This window comes from Pseudomonas sp. JAI115 (assembly GCF_014200835.1).
GTDB classification, from domain to species: domain Bacteria; phylum Pseudomonadota; class Gammaproteobacteria; order Pseudomonadales; family Pseudomonadaceae; genus Aquipseudomonas; species Aquipseudomonas putida_A.
In genome coordinates this window covers 976,298-990,867 of sequence record NZ_JACHCY010000001.1, presented here as the reverse complement: position 1 = coordinate 990,867, position 14,570 = coordinate 976,298, and the positions used below count along the sequence as shown (strand labels likewise).

The window sequence follows — 14,570 nt, the reverse complement described above, 5'->3', positions numbered from 1 at the left end:
ATGCAGCCACTTGGGCTTGTAGCGTGGCCCTTTACAGGGACAGGTGAGCGAGCAGGGCGTCGCGGATCAGGTCATGGTCAGCGGAGCTTAGGCCCAGCACTTCGCGTTTGGCGTAGGACGTGTCGGGTGCGCCTGGCTGCGGTCGGTCTTTCAAACCGTGCTGGTGAACGCGGGCAATACGCGCGATGCGCCCGGTAAAACCCACGCTGATCGCATTGGCGTCGCCCTTGGCTTTCAGATACGCCACTTTGCGGATCTTCTGAAACATGCCGACCTTGCGTCGGACGCGGCCCTGCTTGCCGCGCAGCTTGCGTGGCTTTCGCGCGGCGTACTTACTGCCGTCCGGGTTTTTCTGGCTTTGCACGCGCTGCTGCTGATTGCGCCGCAGTTGCTGGGCCAGGCTGCGGGCCAGCTTGCTGCGCTCGGTGGGTTCGAGCTTTTGCAGCAACGGCGCTGCCCAGTCCTCGAGGGCCTCCAGATTACTGGCCATGGGCGGGTATCCAGTTCGCATCGAGGTGGGCGGCAACCTGCATCGGCTCGCCGGCATGCTTGATGGTGGTCTGGCCCTGAGCATCGGTGCCCACAATGACCCGCTCGGTCAGCGGCAGGGTCAAACTGAAGTCCACCTTGTTCTTGTCCAGGATGTCCGCCTCGAACTGGATACCGTTCTTGACCTTGTCGAGGTTCTCCAGCAGCTCGGGTTGATGGACGCTGATCCAGCCGAGCAGGGGCAGCACCACACTGTCCGGATGCCCGGCAAAGTCGGTGAGGATGATCTGCAGGTCAAAGCTGTACTCGAACGACAAGCTGGGCGCCGCCGTGCAACGAACCTTGCCGTTGTCGATGAAGATCAGCAGGCGGTCGGGGTTGTGCCGCAGATCCGGCATGGTGGCGAGCAGGTGCTTGCGCAGGCTTTCGTGTTTGTTCATGCCAGGAACTCGCCGAGGAACATCGTGCGAAAGTCCTCGGAGGAGTGATTGGCTCGGGCGGTGGCGAACCAGTCATCTTGCTGCAGACCGAAGGGCCAAAAGTGGCGCTCAAAACGCAGACCGTTCAACTCCAGCAGTTTCATCAGCACGTCATCTTCATCGACCGGTGCGCCGAGCGTTCTGACGCGTTTGGCGGTCGTCGAGTAATAGCCGCCGACGCGGATCACGGTGGATTTAAGCCAGTCAAATTCGTCGTAGAACCAGATAGCATCCAGCAGATCGACGTCCGGCGCAGGCTCCTCACCATCGGCCAGCACAATGACACCCGGCATCTCCCGACGCAGTTCCTCCGCTAGGTAGCTGACGAAAATCACCGTTCGATCCTGGGCTTTGAGCTGGTTGGCCAACTTGACCAGGCGCGTGGTTTTGCCGGTCATGCGCGGCGAGATTTCGAGATAGGCAATCTGTGGGGTCATGCGCGGTACCAGCCCAGTTTGTTCATGGCGGCAACGTCGAGTTGCTTGATGGGGCCGCGCACGATCACGGCGCGACAGCCATTCATCATCTGCAGGGCTTCGCCCAGCAGCTGCATGTCGTCCTGTTCGGTGGTTTCAGGCACCACCAGCAGGTCACCGTCTTCAACCTTCAGTTTGCGTACGGCTTCATAGTCGATCATCGGCGATACCAACCTGCTGCATTCATGGCGGACTCATCCAGAAGCTTCACATCCCCAGTGACTACCGTGCATGGGAATGGCATGCACATTTTCAGCGCGTATTCGACTTTTGCTACCAACCATGGAGGTGTATCCGCAGGTAGTACCAAAACGTCCATCTGCGTCGGCCGTAGTGGAAGAACCTTTTTAAAGAATTCGCCGTACGGAAAGCGCTCTGGTTTAGGGGTAGTTGTGTTCATGCTGCGACCTCCTGGCCGCAGCCGCATTCAGCGTGCCGCTCATAAGCGCGCTGCAATTTGATGTCGTAGAGGTTTCGCTGATACGCCGGGCCGTTGTAGATCTTGGCGAACTCGGCCCACTTGCGGCCCTTCAGCGCCTTGTGCAGGGCCGGATCGGTCTCGATGAAACGCACGAAAGCATCAAACTGATGCGATTCGCCGGCGCTCATGGCCGTGACGAAGTCCTGCACGCTGCTGTAGCCCAGACGCTGCCAGTGATAACCCATGATCTGGAACGCGCCCCAGGACGCGGACTCCAGCGCGGCGATGTCATCGATCAGGCGAGCATTGCTCAGGCGCTGATGCTCGGCGGTACCGCCGGCATAACCGCCATATTTCGGGTTGATCAACGCAGGGTGGAGCAGGGCGAGCTGGTCGGCCTGACGCTTGAGTTCGACCGCATCATCACCTTCGTTTCGAACCGTTGACAGTCGACGGTGCATGACATGGCGCTCGAACAGGATCACCGGCTTGCCGTTGTCCAGAAAACCTCGGCCACTGGACTCGACCTCATTGACCGCCGAAACGCTGGCCAGCGGCACATCGAGCCGCTGCGCAGCGCTAACCAGGTCTGTATTTTTCAGCATCCGCCGGCAATCGCCACCGGCGAGGCTGGTTTGCGTCTTGTTGCCGGCAACGCCGTCGACCACCAGACCGACTTTCAGTTGGTAAGCCCGCACGGCCGCTTCGGTGGCGTCGCCGAAGGCGCCGTCTGCTTCGAGTTTGGCACCGTGGCGGTTGAGGTTCTTTTGCAGGGTGCGTACCGCTTGGGAGCGGTCGCCGTGGCGAAGAGTGGTCATAGTTGCTCTACCTTGAGATTGAAAACTTTCTTGGCCGCCGCGCGCGTGCCCTCGACGCCCAGCAGGCCGATCACCCCGCCGAAGAACGGCGCGGTGGATTCCGGAATGCCCAGCAAGGCCAGGCCGTGGCTCGCGGACAGCGCCAAAGCGCCGCAGAGCGGGGCTTCGACGGCCATGCGACGCCACGAGCCACCGCCGTAGATGACGCGCAGGGCGGCGATGACCAGGGCCAGAAGGCCGGTGTAGAACATGAACCAATGCTGTTCGAGCCAGGCGGCAAGCCAAGCCCAAGTCTCGGGACGTTCAGGCATGTGCGTTACTCCATGGGCCGACGTGGAAGGGCGCAGTAGTACAAAAAACTCAATCCCATAGCTTCACCATTTGGCGTTGCGGCGCGCTGGCTTGGGCTTCGGGCATCTGTACCGCCAGTCCCTGGGGCAGATTCGTGCCGTAATCAGCCAGGCCGGGGTTGGCCTCGAGCACTGCCTCGGTTACGCCGGCGGTGCGGCCGTAATGCCTCCAGCACAGGGCGTCGACGGTGTCGCCTAGTTGGGCGCGAACGGTGGCAGTCATCAGATCAACTCGATCGTTGTGCGGCTGATGCCCAGAAAATCGCGTACAGCCCAGCGCAAGTCGCGGCGGTAGTCGTCGATGGTGGGCATCAGGTCTTCAGCTTTTTTGTTACCGGCATTTGTGCTGTCGTAAGAGCGATAGCGCTCGCAGACCTCGGCACCGGTACCGGCTTCGATCGCGCGGCGGTACAAATGGGCCTGCACCGACACATCGTTGACCTTATCGTCCGGCACCTCGGCCAACGTGCTGAAACCGGCCGCCTGTTGCTGGGCCTTCCATGACTTCAGCTCCCGGTTGAGGTTGATGGCCGCCGCGATCACCGCTGTCTCCAGCCGGGCCGGGGTGACGCTGTCATCAATGCGCAGGCTTGCACGCAGCGCCTGCAGATCGATCGACGGCCAAAACGGGTCGGTGTTGATGTGGCCGCCACTGACCTGGCCACCGGCTACAAATGCGCTCATGCCGCAGTCCCTCGGTTATCGATGCGAGACACGGCGCGTAGGATTTCCTGACGATTGAATTCGGGATGTGCGGCACAGATCCGATCCATTGCCAGGCGTGCGTTAAGGTTTACTAATGCAAATTCGTGACGGGTAACAGGCATGATGCCGTCGCGCCTAATGGGGCCGGTACACACCGTGCGGTCATAGGCCTCCGTTTCGTCGACGTACCGCTGAGCAAGATCCAGCAGACGCTGTTGCGATTCAGAAAGTCTGAAGTCGCTTTGGTAGAGACTGGCATAGGCGGTAGGCATAATGACTCCGATAGATCGCCGGTGGTCGGGGCTTCACGTTCAGGCGCAGGCCTGACGATCCGCCCCGAGCCGGCGGGGTGCGTGGGGACGCTCGGTTAGCTGCTGGGTGCAGCAAATTTCTTAAGAAGGCGCTCGACGCGCTCCAGGTCTTTCTTGCCGCCGCAGTTGGTGTGCAGTTCTATCGCACGGCCCAGGTGTGTTTTGGCCGAGTCGAGATGCGTGCGGGCGATCAGGGTGTTTTCGGCGGATTCGTCCTCGGACACCTTCTCGGCAAAGGCTTTGCCCAAGGCCAGGTGCAGCTTGGCCTTGGCCTGATCGGGCATGTCCTCTTTGCCGGCGATCTGTTCGGTGCGCAGCAACAGCTCCAGGTCGAAGGTGCCACCGGCTTTCTGCGCTTTGAGGGCCACTTCGGCGACTTCCTCCGCAACGATGGTGCCGGTGGTGCGCTCAAAGCGATCCGGCATCAGCAGCGCGTGAGTGATCACGTAATCGGCAATGTCCAGCGCGCCGGCAAAATCGCCGGCATCCATCCGCCAGACCATCAGGGTGGTCAGTACCTGGTCTTGTGCACCTTTGCCTTCGGCCAGCGCACCTTCCACATAGGGCACGTATTCGGGCAGCAGCTGTCGCTTGAGTTCTGCTTTGCCTTCGGTTGACTGCACCTGTTTCAAGCGCAGGTAATCCTGCTGCAGTTTTGCCAGGTGCAGCTCATAGATGGTGCAGCCTTCCATGGTCATGGCTGGCCCGGCCACGGCAGCCGCTGCTTCGGCTGTCATGACGCGTTGAAAGTGACGGCGACAAGGGTTGGTCATGATCGCCGGCCTCAGTGCAGGATGATGTTTTCGGCCATGGCCGCGCAGCCAAGGTCTTCGATCACGTAGCTTTCGTTGACCGACTCGAAGTTCTCGATGCGATCGCGTTTGGCGTTGTCGACGACGGTGCGGCGGCGGGTGTTTTCCTGCCAGTACAGCGACAGGTTGTCCAGACGGGTCACCAGCAGGCCGTTGGCCGGGAAGTGCGGCACGCGCACTGCCGGCAGGTTACCGATGCGTTTCTGGCTGGTGACGATGTCCGCCGCGAGCATTTCGGTCGGTGCCTGGGTCTTGTTGATGATCGGGAAGTACTTGTCGGCCAGCAACTGACGGCCGCAGATCACCACCAGGTCGGTGTCTTCCTGGTACCAGGGTTCAATGAACTCGTTGACCATGCTGATCACCAGGGCGTCGATGTTCTCGAAGTCCTTGCCGTTGCCGATTTCGATTTTGCCGCTGCCGTTTTTGACTTCATGCAGCACGCGCGCCGCGTTCTCCAGACGCATCTTTTCCAGCCAACCGATGTTGACGTCCTGCAGCAGTTTGTTGAGTTCAGGGTTGGAGGTGGCTGCACGACTGGTACCGTTCCAGCCGATCATGATCCGGTTGAGGGCCTGCGCCTTGATGATCGCGTCACGGATGCGCGCCTGAAAGTCCTTGAACTTGGCCCACTGGTCGAGCTTCTGGTAACGAATACCGGTGTCGAAGTTGGTCTGTGTGCAGACGTAACCCCGGTTATCCAGACCGGTTGGGTCGCGCGGCTCGCGATCCTTGAGGGTGGTATCGGTGGTACTGGCAATGGTGCCGTCGATACCGATACCAATTTTTTCACCCGACTGCTCGGAGACGCCGAAAACATTGATCGAGCTGAGGAAGGCGCTGGATTCCTGAATTCGGGTTTCCAGGGTCTGGGCGACGCTCGGTGCGGCGGTGAATTTGGTGGTGACGTCACTCACGCCGTGCAGTTGCGCGAGTTGTTGCAGGTAAGCGTTGTACAGGACGCGAGTATCGTTACGCATTGGGTTCTCCGATGTTCGTAGGCTGGACGGATCCGCGGTGGTATCAGCAGTCGGTGACGAGCTTTCCGTCACCACCGGTAGCCGCAGGGCGATCGGTGAACTGCGAGGTCGTGCCGGTGGTGTCCGGCGTGTTTTCAAGCTTTTTGAGCAGATCGGCGAAGTCGCTGGACAGCTTGTCGAGACCGCCCTGCAGCTTTTCCCGAGCCGTTTTTTCGGTGCTGAAAGCCTCGGTCTGACTGGCGACATGTTCGGCCACCGCTTCGATGGCTTCGCCGAGTTCGCTGAACAGCGCTGCGTCCTTGCCTTCCTTGTCCTTGAACCCGCCGAGCATGTCTCGCACCTTGGAAAACAGGCCTTTGACCTGGCCGCTGACGTCCTCGACTTCCTCAAAGGACAGCTCGGTCTCCAGTGCCTCGGTAAACATCGAGGTCGCCGAGTAGTGGCGATCTTTGAAAGGACTCACGTCAGGTTTTTGCGCAGAGAAGGCCAGGACGTCGGTGCCCAGGCTGGCCGGTGAGTCGGTCACGGCCAGCCCCACGATGTAGGCCTCGCCGGTGTCGGAAAAACTGTCGTCGATTTCGATAGAGGTGTAGATCTTCTGTCTCGCCTTGTTCATGGCGATCAGGTCGGCAGTGGGCTCGACCTGAGCAAACAAGGCCAGCTTCTTCTGGCCGTTGATTTCCACTTCTTCCGTTTTCACGGCCAGCACGTCGCCGTAGGCTTTGAATGGGCTGTCGGGCAGAAGGCTGCGAAAGTGCTCCAGCCAGATGCGGGCGCCGTAGGTGGCCGGATTGAAGTTCTTCGCCGCCTGTTCCAGCCAGCTGCGTTTAATCGTGCGCTTGTCCGACGTGCCACCCTCGACGGCGACGCGGAACCAGTTACTGCGAAATTTCTTCATGCCGGAAATCCTCATGGCGGGGAGTGTCTGCCAAGGGAGCAGCAGACGTTGCGATGAAGGGCATGTTGTTGAGCGCGAGCCCAACGGGCAACGCCGTGGCGTTGTAGAGCCGCCGCTTACAAGCGCCGCAGGGAGAACTGTTCGCGCGCGGGCGGCAGCATCTGCACCATGAACGCCACCGTCGAAATACCTACCGATCACCGCCGCCATGCCAAGCACCTGTACTGGCAGGGCTATCGCGTGTCCGAGATTGCCGAGCTGATCGGTGAGAAGGAAAAGACGCTGCACAGCTGGAAGGCCCGCGACGAGTGGGACCGGGCGACCCCGCTGGAACGTATCCAGGCGGCGACCGAAGCCCGCCTGGTGCAACTGATCCTCAAGGATCCCAAGTCCGGATCGGACTACAAGGAAATCGACCTCCTGCACCGCCAGCTGGAACGCCAGGCGCGTATTCAACGTTTCAACGACGGCGGCACCGACACCGAGCTGAACCCGAACCTGGCCAAGCGCAACGAGGGACCGAAGAAGGCGCCAAAACGCAACGAGTTCGATGAAGAGCACATCGAGAAGCTGACCGAAGCGTTTATCGACGGCTGTTTTGGGTATCAACTGGATTGGTACAAGGCCGGCAATCAGCGCACGCGGGCCATCCTCAAGTCACGGCAGATCGGCGCGACGTACTATTTCGCACGGGAAGCGTTGATCGATGCGCTGACCACCGGGCGCAACCAGATTTTCCTCTCCGCCTCGAAAAATCAGGCGCACATCTTCAAGGCCTACATTCAGGCGTTTGCCCGTGAGGTGGTGGGGGTCGAACTCACCGGTGATCCGATTATTCTGGGCAACGGCGCCGAGCTGCATTTTCTCGGTACCAACGCGCGAACCGCCCAGGGCTACCACGGCAACTTCTACTTCGACGAATTCTTCTGGACGTTCAAGTTCAAGGAACTGAACAAGGTCGCCAGTGGCATGGCGATGCAGAAGCAGTACCGTCGAACCTACTTTTCAACGCCCTCGAGCATGGCCCACGAAGCCTATTCGTTCTGGACGGGGGAGCGCTTCAACAAGGGCAAGCCGGCGGCGCAGCGGATCAAGATCGATGTGTCGCACAACGCGCTGCAGCAGGGGCGGTTGTGTGAGGACAAAGTGTGGCGGCAGATCGTCACGATCCTAGACGCTGAAGACCGGGGCTGCGACCTGTTCGACCTGGACGAACTGCGCCAGGAATACGATGCCGAAGCGTTCCAGAACCTGCTGATGTGCCAGTTCGTCGACGACGGCGCGAGCATTTTTCCGCTGGCCATGTTGCAGCCGTGCATGGTCGACAGTTGGGATCTATGGGCACAGGACTACAAACCCTTTGCCGCAAAGCCGTTCGGCGATCGACAGGTCTGGGTGGGCTACGACCCGGCCGAAAATGGGGACAGTGCCGGTCTTGTAGTGATTGCCCCGCCCTTGGTGCCCGGTGGCAAGTTCCGCATCCTCGAACGGCACCAGTTCCGTGGCATGGATTTCGCCGCCCAGGCCGAGGCTATTCGCCAGATCACCCAGCGCTATTGGGTGACCTATATCGGTATCGACATCACCGGCATGGGCGCAGGCGTAGCCCAGCTGGTGAAGCAGTTCTTCCCGAATATCACCACCTTCAGCTATTCGCCCGAAGTCAAAACTCGCCTGGTGCTGAAGGCCTATGACGTCATCAAAAACGGTCGCCTGGAGTTCGACGCCGGTTGGATCGACATGGCGCAGTCGCTGATGGCCATCCGCAAAACCGTCACCGCCTCCGGGCGCCAGTTCACCTACACAGCCGGTCGAAGCGAAGAGACCGGTCACGCCGATTTGGCGTGGGCCACGTTCCACGCGCTGCACAACGAACCTCTCGAAGGGCAGACCACGGCCAATACCGGATTTATGGAGTTCTACTGATGAGCAGAAGCAAGCGTTCCAAGCACGTGGCCAGCGCGCCGGCCGGTATTGAGGGCGAGCTGCTGCCGCCTGAAACGGCATCCGCTGAAATGTTCACCTTCGGTGAGCCGACGCCGGTGCTCGACGGCCGTGAGATTCTTGATTACCTGGAATGCTGGGCCAATGGCCGCTGGTTTGAAACGCCGCTATCGCTGGACGGCCTGGCCAAAACCACGCGGGCCAGCGTGTACCTGCAGTCCGGTCTGAACTTCAAACGCAACATGCTCGCCCGCACGTTCGTGCCCCACCGATTGCTCAGCCGTCAGGCGTTTGAGCAGTTCGCCCTGGACTGGCTCTGGAGCGGTAACTGCTACCTGGAAAAGCGGACCAACATGCTGCGCAGCACCATGGGCCTGGTGCCGCCGCTGGCCAAGTACATGCGCCGAGGTGTCGACCTGCAGACCTATTACCAGGTGCGTGGCTGGAAGGATGAACACCAGTTTGCGCCCGGCTCGATCTGTCACTTGCGCGAAGCCGATATCAACCAGGAGATCTACGGTCTGCCGGAATGGCTGGCCGCGCTGCAGAGTGCGCTGCTCAATGAGAGTGCCACCCTGTTCCGGCGCAAGTACTACAACAACGGCAGTCATGCTGGATTCATCCTGTACATGACCGACGCGGCGAAGAATGAAGAAGACGTCGATGCCTTGCGCGCTCAGCTGAAAAACTCCAAGGGGCCGGGCAACTTTCGCAACCTGTTGTATTACGCGCCGGGGGGCAAGAAGGACGGTATTCAGCTGATCCCGGTGAGCGAGGTGGCCGCCAAGGATGAGTTTGCCTCGATCAAAAACATCAGTCGCGACGACATGCTCGCGTCCTTACGCATCCCACCGCAACTGATGGGCATCGTGCCGCAAAACGCCGGCGGGTTCGGATCACTGAGAGAAGCGGCTGAAGTCTGGGCAGTCAATGAGCTGGAGCCGCTGCAGGCGCGGTTGGCCCAGGTGAACGAGTGGCTGGGCGAGGAGGTGGTGCGCTTCAAGGCGTTTGAGCTGCCTTCCGGAACCAAGTAATCCCCCCGTGCAGCGGGACAAAACGTAAACCAACACCATTGTCAAAATAAGGGCCATTTTTGAGCACTCCCATTATCCCGTGGATGGGCGGCAAGCGCCGTCTGGCAGATCGTCTGATTCCACTGTTTCCACCCCATGAGTGTTATGTCGAAGTCTTTGCCGGCGGCGCCGCGCTTTACTTCATGCGGCCCCAGGCCGCACCGGTGGAAGTCCTCAACGACATCAACGGCGACCTGGTGACGTTGTATCGCGTGGTGCAGAACCACCTCGAGGAGTTCGTACGCCAGTTCAAATGGGCGCTCAGCTCCCGCCAAGTGTTTGAATGGCAGAAGATGACCCGTCCGGAAACGCTCACCGATATCCAGCGCGCGGCACGTTTTTTCTACCTGCAGCACCATGCCTTCGCCGGCAAGGTCAGCGGGCAGACCTTCGGTACCGCCACCACCGGTCCCGCGATCAACCTGCTGCGGATCGAGGAGAACCTGTCTGCCGCCTGGCAGCGGCTGTCGGGCACCTACGTGGAAAACCTCGGCTGGCTGGAATGCGCCGAGCGGTATGATCGACCGCACACGTTCCACTACATGGATCCGCCTTACTGGCAGACCGCAGGCTACGGGGTGGACTTTCCGTTTGAGAACTATGAACGGATGGCCGACTTCATGCGTCGTTGCAAGGGCAAGGTGATGGTCAGCATCAACGACCACCCGGACATCCGGCGCGTGTTTGAGGGGTTTCATTTCGAGACGTTGGACATCCGCTACAGCAGCACCAACCAACGCCAAGGCAAAGCTGAGGTCAGCGGCGAACTGGTGATCATGAACTGGGAGCCGGCAGCGCTGGGCCAGTTGTTTTGAACTGATGGTGTACCCCGTCACTAGCCGCCCATGAGGCGGCTTTTTGTTGTCTGCTCGTCTCAGACTTCAAAACCTAAAACTCCAGCATCAATGCGCAGCAATAGGCTGGATGGCCAGCCTCAAACCCATGGCGCGCAAGATCGCGCTCAGGCTGCTGACGGCGGGATTTCCCTCGGCTGACAGCGTTCGATAAAGCTGGTTGGGGTTCAGGTCAGCCGATTTGGCCACACCACGGACGCCGCCAAAGGCGTCTGTCATTTGGCGTAAAGCAATCAGCAGTTCGCCCTGCTCGCCGTCCTCAAGGATGCTGTTCAGCAGCTCCACGGCATAGGTCGGATCTTTGCGGAACACATCGGCCATTGCCGCGTCATGTGATCGGTCTTTCATTGTCCGTTCTCCTGTTGATTACTGCTCTTCCAGTCGCGCCAGTAGGCACAGGCGCGCTCGATGTCAGCGCTCTGTTTGCGCTTATCGCCACCGAAAAGCAGCAGCACCACCGTTAAGCCGGCCTTGGCGTAATAGACCCTGTATCCAGGCCCCACGTCGATCCGCATTTCCCAGACGCCTTCGCGCAACGGCTTGTGGTCACCAAAGTTGCCCAGCTCGACTCGCATGATGCGCCGGTCGATGGCAATCCTGGCCTTGATGTCGCGCACCTGCTCGCGCCAATCGGCGAAGGGGTCGGCGCCCGTGTAGTCGATGTAGTGCCTGATCTCTATCATGCCTACATTGTCGTTTATAAACGATAAGCCGGCAAGTGCAAACTATTTGTTGCTCGCCGGTAGCGCAGCTCGTCCGCTTGGCTGGTTTTGGGCTGCCTGCACAGGTCGTACGGGATCTGCACCTGGCGCGCGCAGTCATCCCCCCACCACGCCTGCGGGCTAAATGGGTCACTTTTTCTGCACCCCTGCACCTGGCTCAAGCCGGCGCCCGCCCGGGGCTACGTCCGTAAACCAGGTGCAGAAAAAACCTGCGAATCCCTGCACCGGTGAGGGTAACTGCGATGAGGTGAGCAAACCGTTCAGGATCATTGCCACAGCAGAAAACGGCGGCGTACGATTTTTCCGAATTCGTCCCTAAAAAGAACCGCCACGACGGGAATCAATGGCAGCTAAAACCGTATGCTTACCAACTGCCGTAAGGAATGCCGTATTTTTTGACGTATTGTTTGGACGCTTCGGTTTGTGGATAGTAATTACCGTTGGCTTTTCCCAAATGTGGGCCCCGCGCTTCAACCTCAGCCTGTGCTCGCGCGACCTTTATCGATTCATTGCAACTGTCTTTGACCCATACCTGAACTATTCCGCCAGGTGCCACTCCCACCATGAGCCAAGCTCTAAAGCGTGGTGGTCGATTTAATTTTGTGCACTGTTGCAGGGTAGAAGCTCGCATGAGCCGTCTCGCGTCATCAGGAATGTCGACCCAAACCTTATACGTCTGCGACTCCACAACCGATTGCCAACGAACATATATACGTTTGGGCAAGTCGGCACCTATTACTGGTCTGACGCTGCCTCCTACCCTCGGCCATCCCTTAGCTGCTTCATTATCTGCTTGAAGCCGCGTCGTGCCCACTGCGCCTCCTGAACCATTATCAAAAAAACGACCGTGAATATCTTCCACAGTGCTGTTTTCGACCCAGCCAACCATATAGGGCGGCCCCCCAAAATCAATGCTCCACCAATGATGCGACTCCTGTTGACCGGATAACGAGTCGGCAGCTCGACCTTCAACCATCAATAGCAGCCCGAATAGGGCCATTAATACCTTCATCATCTTTGAGTCTCAGCCTGATACATGGGGGTGGCGCACGCGCACGGCATCGGGGGTAGGTGCATTGATGTACAACACCGACGGCTCACGCTGGCCTGTAGTGTCCAGTGGATGGCTCCAGTGCGCGGACATGTGAATGTATCGCAGTCTGAGCATGGTTTCTTCTTCCGGGGTCACGCTGTAGTCGCCGGCGACAAAGCGATCGCACAAGGGTTGCAGTTCAGCTGGGATGACATAGTCCGGATCTTGCTCGTCGATCACTTCGAATTTGACGCCTTTCTGCTTGGCCAGCTCGTACATGACGCGCAGATAGACACGAGACAATTCGCCACGCACTGGACGCTTGAGCTGCAAACCTGCAAATACCCGCTCCTGCGCGGGCTCATTTTTCTCGGTTTTTACCGGTAAGGGCATGGGTGTGACCACCTCGAGCATTTCATCAGGCCAGCCCTTGGTCACCAGCTTTGCTTTTTGTACCAGCGCTTCGGCATAAATATCCGTGCGTCTGACGTTGGTGCCCTTGGCCACAGTCACGCCTTGCATCGGCCGGATCAAGACAGACTCCTGCGCCTCGGCCCGGTAGCCGCCACCAATGTTTGAATGTACCCCAGGTAAAGTGATTTCCAGATGATCGGGCGACACCCGGTTCAAAGCAAAATTGGCACGGTATTCATCCCGTGCCACCAGTTGCACCACGTCGCTGAACAGAGCGCGCGGCAGGTGCAGACGCACACCAGGCGTTATGGGGCTTTGCACGTTCCAGCCATTGCTGAAACCACCAATGGAAGCCACGGTGTCAAACAGGCCGATGAACCCAATGCGAATGTCGCTGTTGTAGTAATCCAGGAAGGTGCGGCTCAACGCCCGTTCATACTGGGTCAGGATAGCCCGCAACGGGCCCCGATTGCCCAAGGCAACTTCATTGGCGAAGTGACGCGCCGCCGCTGCGCCCCTGCTGAAACCGAAGGCATCAAAGGTCAATGAGGTAATTTCGCTGTCGGTATTAGCATCAACGACTTCCTGGATCAACTCGTCAATATCCCGAAATGCCTGTTGTACACGGGCTGCAATGCCTGAGGAACCTCGGCCCGTGCCCATTCCCACTGCACTATCTTTTGCTCCAGCGGTGGTTCCTATTCCCTCAAGATAGAGCTTTCGTAAAACCAGCTTACCTGTCGCATCCTCTTCCACATCCTGAGTCTCGTAATAAAGGTCGCTAAGCTTTTTTACATTGCTAATGTCATTCGCATAACTGCTGTCCGGATCGCTCATGTACGGCTTGCAACTCGCCGCAAGGTCTGCGGGCTTGATTGCATGATGCGCACCACACGCCAGGCCCATGGCCGAGTTCGCCGCGTTGTTGCCGGTGCCATCGAAAAAAACGCCAATACGCACCGCGATGCGAATTCGTGCCTTGACCGGAACAGGTTTTTCTTCGAGCAGGGCCGGCGGCTCATAGGGTGTAGCGCAGGCGGCTTTGGCTTTCTTGCGCGGGGGATTTGGATTCGCGGGCCGGCAAACGCTCGGCATCACGTGGTCACACGCTTTTTCCCAATCTGTTGGACACATTCCTTTGAACACTCGACTTCTTTCCATTGAAGAGCGCGAAGGCTAGCAAACGGATCTGTGGTGAATCAGCCGAACTTCTTACTGATTGTGTCAAACAGATAAATTACGGAGCGTTGGCAGTCGGCCCAGGCTGGCAGCTTTGTGGACAATTATGAAGGGATAAAAGCCTGCGGATCCCTGCATCGACGGGTATTCCGTTGATGGATCTGGCGGCTGCGCTGTTCAAGGGGGAAGGGGGGAGTCTCAAAAAGAGTAATTTCAGTAATCTCCCCACGGAAACGGCTTGGAGGCCACGTAATCCGTGGGGTTTGAGATTACAAAAAGGAGTAACAAAGAAGTAATTGAAAAGGTAATTTTCTATCAAGTCATTGATTTTAAAGGACTTTATAAGGTTTGAGAATTACGTTCATAAAGAGTAATCAGATTGCTTCAATATTACTGAAATATTACCTTTTTCACGGATTAAAAAATCCTTATATTTCAATGTTTTGGCGTTGAGAAACGGAAAATATTACTAATGTTACTCTTTTTTTTAGCCCGGAAAATTTTGACGCTAAGGTATCCATACATCCGGGTGAGCACGCGCGAATGCCAAGTTTCGACCGGAAGGATTTGTCGTGCGATGTCAGGTGCTGGTGACGTGTGTGGATAGTGTCG

General features: G+C 58.5%; 20 protein-coding genes. 3 read left to right on the top strand and 17 right to left on the bottom strand.

Features of this window, described 5'->3' with window-relative positions; genetic code table 11:
* Positions 1 to 31: 31 nt before the first annotated feature.
* The 13 genes from HDC30_RS04530 to HDC30_RS04470 all read right to left on the bottom strand — a co-directional run bounded on the left by HDC30_RS04530 (position 32) and on the right by HDC30_RS04470 (position 6,739).
* Positions 32 to 490: a phage virion morphogenesis protein gene (locus tag HDC30_RS04530; protein ID WP_183781093.1), complete on the bottom strand. Its 459-nt coding sequence runs from the start codon at positions 488 to 490 to the stop codon at positions 32 to 34.
* Positions 480 to 929: a phage tail protein gene (locus tag HDC30_RS04525; RefSeq protein WP_183781090.1), complete on the bottom strand. Its 450-nt coding sequence runs from the start codon at positions 927 to 929 to the stop codon at positions 480 to 482. Before HDC30_RS04525 ends, HDC30_RS04530 begins: the two co-directional genes overlap by 11 nt.
* Positions 926 to 1,405 carry a hypothetical protein gene (locus tag HDC30_RS04520; protein WP_183781085.1) on the bottom strand — a complete coding sequence of 160 codons (480 nt, stop codon included), beginning with the start codon at positions 1,403 to 1,405 and terminating at the stop codon, positions 926 to 928. Before HDC30_RS04520 ends, HDC30_RS04525 begins: the two co-directional genes overlap by 4 nt.
* On the bottom strand, positions 1,402 to 1,605 hold the full coding sequence (locus HDC30_RS04515; RefSeq protein ID WP_183781083.1) for a hypothetical protein: 204 nt from the start codon (positions 1,603 to 1,605) through the stop codon (positions 1,402 to 1,404). The genes HDC30_RS04520 and HDC30_RS04515 overlap by 4 nt, the downstream gene beginning before the upstream one ends.
* Positions 1,602 to 1,844, bottom strand: coding sequence for a hypothetical protein (locus HDC30_RS04510; protein WP_183781080.1), 243 nt, complete (start codon positions 1,842 to 1,844; stop codon positions 1,602 to 1,604). The genes HDC30_RS04515 and HDC30_RS04510 overlap by 4 nt, the downstream gene beginning before the upstream one ends.
* A complete protein-coding gene (locus tag HDC30_RS04505) occupies positions 1,841 to 2,683 on the bottom strand; it encodes an N-acetylmuramidase family protein (protein WP_183781077.1) in 843 nt (280 codons plus the stop codon). The genes HDC30_RS04510 and HDC30_RS04505 overlap by 4 nt, the downstream gene beginning before the upstream one ends.
* A complete protein-coding gene (locus HDC30_RS04500; RefSeq protein ID WP_183781074.1) occupies positions 2,680 to 2,994 on the bottom strand; it encodes a phage holin, lambda family in 315 nt (104 codons plus the stop codon). Before HDC30_RS04500 ends, HDC30_RS04505 begins: the two co-directional genes overlap by 4 nt.
* A 49-nt stretch (positions 2,995 to 3,043) precedes the next feature.
* A complete protein-coding gene (locus HDC30_RS04495; protein ID WP_183781070.1) occupies positions 3,044 to 3,256 on the bottom strand; it encodes a tail protein X in 213 nt (70 codons plus the stop codon).
* Positions 3,256 to 3,717 (bottom strand): head completion/stabilization protein, encoded by a 462-nt coding sequence (locus tag HDC30_RS04490; protein ID WP_183781066.1) that lies wholly within the window; start codon positions 3,715 to 3,717, stop codon positions 3,256 to 3,258. The genes HDC30_RS04495 and HDC30_RS04490 overlap by 1 nt, the downstream gene beginning before the upstream one ends.
* Complete coding sequence (locus HDC30_RS04485; protein WP_183781064.1) at positions 3,714 to 4,010, bottom strand: hypothetical protein; 297 nt, start codon at positions 4,008 to 4,010, stop codon at positions 3,714 to 3,716. Before HDC30_RS04485 ends, HDC30_RS04490 begins: the two co-directional genes overlap by 4 nt.
* Positions 4,011 to 4,105: 95 nt before the next feature.
* Positions 4,106 to 4,822 carry a phage terminase small subunit gene (gene gpM / locus HDC30_RS04480; protein ID WP_183781062.1) on the bottom strand — a complete coding sequence of 239 codons (717 nt, stop codon included), beginning with the start codon at positions 4,820 to 4,822 and terminating at the stop codon, positions 4,106 to 4,108.
* 11 nt (positions 4,823 to 4,833) lie between these two features.
* Positions 4,834 to 5,841 carry a phage major capsid protein, P2 family gene (locus HDC30_RS04475; RefSeq protein WP_183781059.1) on the bottom strand — a complete coding sequence of 336 codons (1,008 nt, stop codon included), beginning with the start codon at positions 5,839 to 5,841 and terminating at the stop codon, positions 4,834 to 4,836.
* A gap of 43 nt (positions 5,842 to 5,884) precedes the next feature.
* Positions 5,885 to 6,739: a GPO family capsid scaffolding protein gene (locus HDC30_RS04470; RefSeq protein WP_183781056.1), complete on the bottom strand. Its 855-nt coding sequence runs from the start codon at positions 6,737 to 6,739 to the stop codon at positions 5,885 to 5,887.
* A 168-nt stretch (positions 6,740 to 6,907) separates the two neighbouring features.
* Between HDC30_RS04470 and HDC30_RS04465 the strand changes: the two genes are divergently transcribed.
* From HDC30_RS04465 to HDC30_RS04455, 3 genes are read left to right on the top strand one after another with little or no spacing between them, the layout of a single operon-like run.
* A complete protein-coding gene (locus HDC30_RS04465; RefSeq protein WP_183781053.1) occupies positions 6,908 to 8,665 on the top strand; it encodes a terminase ATPase subunit family protein in 1,758 nt (585 codons plus the stop codon).
* Positions 8,665 to 9,717, top strand: coding sequence for a phage portal protein (locus HDC30_RS04460; protein ID WP_183781050.1), 1,053 nt, complete (start codon positions 8,665 to 8,667; stop codon positions 9,715 to 9,717). The genes HDC30_RS04465 and HDC30_RS04460 overlap by 1 nt, the downstream gene beginning before the upstream one ends.
* Before the next feature lie 59 nt (positions 9,718 to 9,776).
* Positions 9,777 to 10,571: a DNA adenine methylase gene (locus HDC30_RS04455; RefSeq protein WP_183781047.1), complete on the top strand. Its 795-nt coding sequence runs from the start codon at positions 9,777 to 9,779 to the stop codon at positions 10,569 to 10,571.
* An 87-nt stretch (positions 10,572 to 10,658) separates the two neighbouring features.
* Here HDC30_RS04455 and HDC30_RS04450 read toward each other — a convergent pair whose 3' ends face one another.
* The 4 genes from HDC30_RS04450 to HDC30_RS04435 all read right to left on the bottom strand — a co-directional run bounded on the left by HDC30_RS04450 (position 10,659) and on the right by HDC30_RS04435 (position 13,874).
* Positions 10,659 to 10,958, bottom strand: a complete 300-nt coding sequence (locus HDC30_RS04450; RefSeq protein WP_183781044.1) for a DNA-binding protein — start codon at positions 10,956 to 10,958, stop codon at positions 10,659 to 10,661.
* Positions 10,955 to 11,293 (bottom strand): type II toxin-antitoxin system RelE/ParE family toxin, encoded by a 339-nt coding sequence (locus tag HDC30_RS04445; RefSeq protein WP_183781041.1) that lies wholly within the window; start codon positions 11,291 to 11,293, stop codon positions 10,955 to 10,957. Before HDC30_RS04445 ends, HDC30_RS04450 begins: the two co-directional genes overlap by 4 nt.
* Before the next feature lie 403 nt (positions 11,294 to 11,696).
* A complete protein-coding gene (locus HDC30_RS04440; protein WP_311659126.1) occupies positions 11,697 to 12,347 on the bottom strand; it encodes a DUF2931 family protein in 651 nt (216 codons plus the stop codon).
* Between the two features lie 9 nt (positions 12,348 to 12,356).
* Positions 12,357 to 13,874: a DUF2235 domain-containing protein gene (locus HDC30_RS04435; protein ID WP_183781338.1), complete on the bottom strand. Its 1,518-nt coding sequence runs from the start codon at positions 13,872 to 13,874 to the stop codon at positions 12,357 to 12,359.
* Positions 13,875 to 14,570: the final 696 nt, after the last annotated feature.